The organism is Microvirga sp. jy35, assembly GCF_056148915.1.
This window is the reverse complement of sequence record NZ_JBWBEW010000089.1, coordinates 1-2,500: the sequence shown is the minus strand read 5'-3', so window position 1 is coordinate 2,500 and position 2,500 is coordinate 1. Positions and strand designations below refer to the sequence as shown.

Genomic DNA, 2,500 nt, shown 5'->3' with positions numbered 1-2,500 from the left:
TCTAATCCCTTCATCTGACCCTCCGTAGTGCAACACCACTGTTTCCAATGACGTCACAATACAAAGGGTCGAAGGTGGGTTTCCCCATTCGGAGATTCTTGGATCAAAGCTCGTTCGCAGCTCCCCAAGACTTATCGCAGCGTACCACGTCCTTCATCGCCTCTCAGCGCCAAGGCATCCACCAGATGCTCTTACGACACTTGATTACTCTCATGATCGATGTCCGCTCGGCAGAGCCGAACACGATCATCAAAGAAAGACCTGTCTTGCGGATTTCTCCACAAAACATGTTTTTGCTTGCCAAGCATATCCGGCGCTCCTGGCTGCGGGCCAGGGCTGGTGCGCGGGACTAGGTTGCCCGCTTGCCGAATATGCTGCCTCTTTACGATTTCAAACATCCGCGCCACCCACCCGAAGGAAAGGGCACGAACCTCATTTGACATTCCAAACACGCAAAACCGCACCCATCGAAGGATCGATGGTGGAGCCTGTCGGGATCGAACCGACGACCTGAAGCTTGCAAAGCTACCGCTCTCCCAGCTGAGCTAAGGCCCCATGTTCCGTCACGGAACAACTCGATAATGGTGGGCCTGGGACGACTCGAACGTCCGACCTCACCCTTATCAGGGGTGCGCTCTAACCACCTGAGCTACAGGCCCAGTCGACCAGGGCCGATCCTGCAAGGACCAGACCTCAAGCCAACCGATGTTTGGAATTGAGAGAAGAGAAACGAAGACGGCAGCGTCCCGCATATCAGGGTCTGACTGACCCTATTGTTCAAAAGAGTTCCGATAGAACCAGCATGATGCCGGTTCGTAAGAGAACATCCTTAGAAAGGAGGTGATCCAGCCGCAGGTTCCCCTACGGCTACCTTGTTACGACTTCACCCCAGTCGCTGACCCTACCGTGGTCGCCTGCCTCCTTGCGGTTGGCGCAGCGCCGTCGGGTAAGACCAACTCCCATGGTGTGACGGGCGGTGTGTACAAGGCCCGGGAACGTATTCACCGTGGCGTTCTGATCCACGATTACTAGCGATTCCGCCTTCATGCACTCGAGTTGCAGAGTGCAATCTGAACTGAGACGGCTTTTTAGGATTAGCTCCCCCTCGCGGGTTCGCTGCCCTTTGTCACCGCCATTGTAGCACGTGTGTAGCCCAGCCCGTAAGGGCCATGAGGACTTGACGTCATCCCCACCTTCCTCTCGGCTTATCACCGGCAGTCCCCCTAGAGTGCCCAACTGAATGATGGCAACTAGGGGCGAGGGTTGCGCTCGTTGCGGGACTTAACCCAACATCTCACGACACGAGCTGACGACAGCCATGCAGCACCTGTGTTCCGGCCAGCCGAACTGAAGAGCAGTGTCTCCACTGCCCATACCGGACATGTCAAAGGCTGGTAAGGTTCTGCGCGTTGCTTCGAATTAAACCACATGCTCCACCGCTTGTGCGGGCCCCCGTCAATTCCTTTGAGTTTTAATCTTGCGACCGTACTCCCCAGGCGGAATGCTTAAAGCGTTAGCTGCGCCACTGACGAGCAAGCTCGCCAACGGCTGGCATTCATCGTTTACGGCGTGGACTACCAGGGTATCTAATCCTGTTTGCTCCCCACGCTTTCGCGCCTCAGCGTCAGAACCGGACCAGTCAGCCGCCTTCGCCACTGGTGTTCTTGCGAATATCTACGAATTTCACCTCTACACTCGCAGTTCCACTAACCTCTTCCGGTCTCAAGCCATGCAGTATCGAAGGCAATTCTGTGGTTGAGCCACAGGCTTTCACCCCCGACTTACAAAGCCGCCTACGCGCCCTTTACGCCCAGTGATTCCGAACAACGCTAGCCCCCTTCGTATTACCGCGGCTGCTGGCACGAAGTTAGCCGGGGCTTCTTCTTCCGGTACCGTCATTATCGTCCCGGACGAAAGAGCTTTACAACCCTAAGGCCTTCATCACTCACGCGGCATGGCTGGATCAGGCTTGCGCCCATTGTCCAATATTCCCCACTGCTGCCTCCCGTAGGAGTTTGGGCCGTGTCTCAGTCCCAATGTGGCTGATCATCCTCTCAGACCAGCTACTGATCGTCGCCTTGGTGAGCCATTACCTCACCAACTAGCTAATCAGACGCGGGCCGATCCTTCAGCGATAAATCTTTCTGCTCTCGCACGTATCCGGTATTAGCCCAAGTTTCCCTGGGTTATTCCGAACTGAAGGGCACGTTCCCACGCGTTACTCACCCGTCTGCCACTCACCTTGCGGTGCGTTCGACTTGCATGTGTTAAGCCTGCCGCCAGCGTTCGTTCTGAGCCAGGATCAAACTCTCAAGTTGAAAGATTTGATCTGACTGTCACTACACTCATATTGACAGAGTCCATCCATCTGCAGGTTTCCCCACAGCGGTGTACTCACCAAAGCATAGATCAGGTCGGTATCTTCATCCGATCCTTGCGGATCGGCGCAAGGACACCGCCGCCTACGCTTCTCTTCCCCTCTCAACAATGTCAAAGAGCA

At 55.4% G+C, this 2,500-nt stretch carries 2 tRNA genes and 2 rRNA genes (1 of these 4 cut by a window edge); all 4 read right to left on the bottom strand.

Features of this window, described 5'->3' with window-relative positions:
• A 23S ribosomal RNA gene (locus AC0QTX_RS27080) occupies nt 1-206 on the bottom strand; it reaches 2,604 nt to the left of the window's first position.
• A gap of 273 nt (nt 207-479) precedes the next feature.
• Nucleotides 480-555, bottom strand: a tRNA-Ala gene (locus tag AC0QTX_RS27075).
• A gap of 27 nt (nt 556-582) precedes the next feature.
• A tRNA-Ile gene (locus AC0QTX_RS27070) sits at nt 583-659 on the bottom strand.
• A gap of 174 nt (nt 660-833) precedes the next feature.
• A 16S ribosomal RNA gene (locus AC0QTX_RS27065) occupies nt 834-2,318 on the bottom strand.
• The 16S and 23S rRNA genes sit together here with 2 tRNA genes alongside, the layout of an rRNA operon.
• Nucleotides 2,319-2,500: the final 182 nt, after the last annotated feature.